The sequence below is a fragment of the Algibacter sp. genome, assembly GCF_049667265.1.
Lineage (GTDB): Bacteria > Bacteroidota > Bacteroidia > Flavobacteriales > Flavobacteriaceae > Algibacter_B.
The window spans coordinates 1-4,109 of sequence record NZ_JBATHX010000087.1 but is presented as its reverse complement, the minus strand read 5'-3'; the positions used below and the strand labels follow the sequence as shown (position 1 = coordinate 4,109).

Below are 4,109 nucleotides of genomic sequence, written 5' to 3'. Positions count from 1 at the left end.
ATATAAAGCACAATATTTTTCCCATCTGAACGAACAATAGTGGCTTTACTATCATAAATTGCTGGGGCAGAACACCCAATAATATCGCTCGAAACTAATTCGTCGCTTAATTCATATTTAATTTGCTCAACCAAATCACCTTCTAAGGCATATTTCTTTAAAATAGTATTCACACCATTTAGCGATGTTTTATTTTTTATTTCTAAATTTAAAATAGCCAATGACCCGTTTGGTACAGGCACCCTAATAGCGTTTGATGTTAACTTGCCTTCTAAACTAGGCAATGCTTTGGCAACGGCACTTCCAGCACCAGTTTCTGTAATAACCATATTTAATCCAGCAGCTCTTCCTCGGCGGTATTTGCTGTGGAAATTGTCAACCAAATTCTGATCGTTTGTATACGCATGAATGGTTTCTAAATGGCCACTTTTAACCCCAAAAGAATCTTCAACAACTTTTAAAATAGGCGTTATGGCATTTGTTGTACAGGATGCTGCCGAAAAAATATCAACTTTGTCAGGACTATACTCCTTATGGTTTACACCATATACAATATTAGGAACCTCTTTTCCGGGCGCTGTTAATAAAACTTTATCAACACCCTTAGATTTTAAGTGTCTACTCAACGCTTCTTTATCCCTAAAGGCACCTGTGTTATCAATAACTAAGGCGTTATTAATATTAAATTTAGTGTAATCAATATCTTCAGGATTGTTGGCCGAAATGATTTTTACCGTTGTTCCATTAATAATGATTGCACTATTTTTTTCATCAATATTAACCGTTCCAGGAAAATCGCCATGCACAGAATCATTTCGTAAAAGCGATGCTCTTTTTTCTAGTATTTTAGCATCAATAGGTCCTCTTGTAACAATGGCTCTTAATCGTAGCTGACTACCTTTTCCAGTCCTGTTCATGAGTTCTCTAGCCACCAATCTACCAATTCTACCAAAACCATAAAGCACGACATCTTTTGGTTCAATATCACCATTTTTACTGGCATCCTTTAATTTGTTAGCAACAAAGGCTTTGGCATTATTATGTTTATTGTCTTCCAAATGATACTCATAAGTAAGTTTTCCAATATCTAATTTTGCTGGAGCAATATGAAGCGCTTTAATAGCTTGTGCTATCTCAACTGAATCGAAAATTGAGATTGGTTTTTGTACAAATTTGCCAGCATATTCATGTAAGTTTAAAATCTGACTTACATTTCTATCGATAAGTTGATTTCTAAATAAAACCAGTTCAATAGATTTATCATACCATAAATCACTTACTGTTTTAATAAATTCAACGGTAGCTCTTCTTCGGTCTGCTTGAAAGGCTAATTCTTTTTCATAAGTTTTATTAGAACTCATAGCTTAAATAGTTTAGTTTGTGGTGTAAAATTTTGGCAAAAATACCATATTTCAAACGTTTTCGTAAGCTATTATAATAAAAAAATAACCCTCCGAGAATTTAAATATTCGAAGGGTTATTTAAGTCGTTAAACGGACGATTTTATCTAAAATTATAACGTTCTAAATCGCCATTTTTATTTATAAGTTCTAAACGCAAAGCTTCATTACTTGATTGATTTTTTAATGCTTTTTGAACATCATCAATATTTTTAACTTTCATATCATTAATAGAAGTTATGATACAACCAGTTTCAATACCATTCTTTTTCCAATAGGCTTCATATTGAGAATTTAGTTTAGTAATACTCACACCATAAGTTACATTACTTTTCTTAAGTTCAGAAGTTTTAGCATTTTTAAGGGTCCCAACAAGTGGCATTATAAAGGTGTCAATTTTAGCAAGTGTAACAGGTATGGTTTTAATAAGGCCATCTCTTGATACTGTTAAGTTTACAACGTCATCCGGGCGCTTAGCACTTAAATGTCCGGTTAAATCAGAGAAACTTGAAATTTTAATATTATCAATTTCCTTAATAATATCACCTTTTTTTACACCCGCTTTTTCAGCTCCTGAGTCTTCAACTACACTATCAATATAAACACCTTCAGTATCGGTAACACCAATTTTTTCAGCCATTATGCTATTTAATGCACCACCTTGAATTCCCAAAATACCGTTTTGCACATTGCCGTACTCCATAATATCTTCAATCACCTTTCTAGCAATATTACTAGGCACAGCAAATGAATAGCCAACATACGATCCTGTTTGCGATGAAATGGCAGTATTAATACCAACCAATTCACCATTAGTATTCACCAAAGCACCACCAGAATTACCAGGGTTTACCGCAGCATCTGTTTGTAAAAAAGACTGTCTGCTTGTACCCGATAAATCTCTAGCTTTAGCACTAATTATTCCTGCCGTAACCGTCGATGTTAAATTAAAAGGATTTCCAACCGCCAAAACCCATTCACCAATTTTCACATTATCAGAGTCTGCAAAAGTTACATATGGCAATTGTTCATCGGCATCAATTTTTAACAAAGCAATGTCGGTTTTAGGGTCAGCACCAATTACTTCAGCCACATAGGTTTTATTATTATTTAGGGTAACAGATAGTTCATGTGCATTTTTAATCACGTGGTTATTGGTAATAATATACCCATCGGCATTAATTATAACGCCAGATCCGGTGCCCATTTGTGCGCGTTCAGAACTTCTGCCAGAAAACAAATCTTGCATAGTAAATTGCCCCGAGCTAAGCGTTACATTTTTAACGTGTACCACCGCATTTACTGTATTTTCAGCAGCAACCGTAAAATCAATCGCGTCTTCAGCCTTAAATAATGTGTTCATATTATTAGTCGGCAAAAAAGTAGCGTTTGTAGTTTCGGAAGCAACCAAAACAGGTTTCTCCTTCTCAATAAAAAGCTTGTAGGCTCCTAATGTGAAAATACCGCCTAATGCCGATACAAATACTAATGTTAGAATCTTCTTCATATTATTTTTTACTTTTTAAACTATTTCTATCTAGTTAACGATTAAAATTAATTTTTTATTGAACACCTATCACCTTTTTAACTTTTTTTAACGTCAACTTTAACGCTCATTTAACAATCCATTGTTTATTTGTTTTTTGGCGCCTGCCTGCCGGCAGGCAGGTTACCACAAGGGTCGGGCTATCCATTACAAGTCCTCGGTCGTGCCGCCCTGTGGGCTTTCCATTGCTATCCCTAACGCGCTTCCCATTCATCGTTAATACTTTTTAATAAACTTTTATAAAGCACTCAAAAATCGACATAACAGCCAAAAAATTTAATTCACTTCTTTATCTTTGCTTTTCATTATGCAACAGACTTTTTATAAATACCAAGGCACAGGAAACGATTTTGTGATGATTGATAATCGTCAACAAACTTTCGATAAAACCGATACCAAACGTGTGGCATTTTTATGCGACCGCCGATTTGGAGTGGGCGCAGACGGATTAATTCTTTTAGAAAACCATCCAGAGCACGATTTTAAAATGGTGTATTACAATGCCGATGGTAACGAAAGTACTATGTGCGGAAACGGCGGGCGTTGTTTAGTAGCATTCGCAAAACAATTAGGAGTCATTAATGATAAAGCCGTTTTCGAAGCAATTGATGGGATGCATCACGCCACCATTAATGGCGATATTGTAAAACTACAAATGCTAGATGTGGATACGGTTGAAACCTTTAAAAATCATGTGTTCTTAAATACAGGTTCGCCACACCATGTTCAATTTGAAAAAAGCATAGCCGATTTTGATATTAAATCAAAAGGTGCAGCCATCCGATATGGCGAACCTTATAATGAAGCAGGAAGCAATGTAAATTTTGTAAAAAAGGAATCTGATGCTGCGTTTAGAGTTAGAACTTACGAGCGTGGCGTTGAGGATGAAACCTTATCTTGCGGCACAGGCGTAACGGCCGTTGCAATTGCCATGCACCATTTGGGTGAAACAGATAAAAATGAAGTCACCTTAAATGTTGAAGGCGGCACATTAAAAGTGTGTTTCGAGGTCCAAAATGGCACCTATAAAAATGTATGGCTTATTGGCCCAGCAAAACTAGTTTTTAAAGGCAGTATATGATAACTCTAAAAGGCGAAAATATATTTTTACGTGCTTTAGAGCCAGAAGATTTAGAGTTTATTCATACCATTGAAAACGACGA

The 4,109-nt window shown here is 35.4% G+C and carries 3 protein-coding genes and 1 pseudogene; 2 read left to right on the top strand and 2 right to left on the bottom strand.

Annotation, left to right across the window (positions count from 1 at the left end; translation table 11 throughout):
* Together WBN21_RS03265 and WBN21_RS03260 are read right to left on the bottom strand one after the other, a co-directional pair.
* A partial coding sequence (locus WBN21_RS03265) for a glyceraldehyde-3-phosphate dehydrogenase (protein WP_424197866.1) occupies positions 1 to 1,361 on the bottom strand: 1,361 nt, incomplete at its 3' end.
* A 142-nt stretch (positions 1,362 to 1,503) separates the two neighbouring features.
* A complete protein-coding gene (locus WBN21_RS03260; RefSeq protein ID WP_424197865.1) occupies positions 1,504 to 2,907 on the bottom strand; it encodes a trypsin-like peptidase domain-containing protein in 1,404 nt (467 codons plus the stop codon).
* Positions 2,908 to 3,253: 346 nt separating this feature from the next.
* On the opposite strand from WBN21_RS03260, the gene dapF reads away from it, so the two are divergent.
* Together dapF and WBN21_RS03250 are read left to right on the top strand one after the other, a co-directional pair.
* Positions 3,254 to 4,027, top strand: coding sequence for a diaminopimelate epimerase (gene dapF, locus WBN21_RS03255; RefSeq protein WP_424197864.1), 774 nt, complete (start codon positions 3,254 to 3,256; stop codon positions 4,025 to 4,027).
* Positions 4,024 to 4,109: pseudogene (locus WBN21_RS03250) on the top strand (GNAT family N-acetyltransferase); the annotation flags it as partial. The gene dapF and the pseudogene WBN21_RS03250, both read left to right, overlap by 4 nt.

Coding starts and splice junctions, on each gene's coding strand:
- dapF (WP_424197864.1), top strand. CDS start 3,254: ATGCAACAGACTTTTTATAAATACCAAGGCACAGGAAACGATTTTGTG.
- WBN21_RS03260 (WP_424197865.1), bottom strand. CDS start 2,907: ATGAAGAAGATTCTAACATTAGTATTTGTATCGGCATTAGGCGGTATT.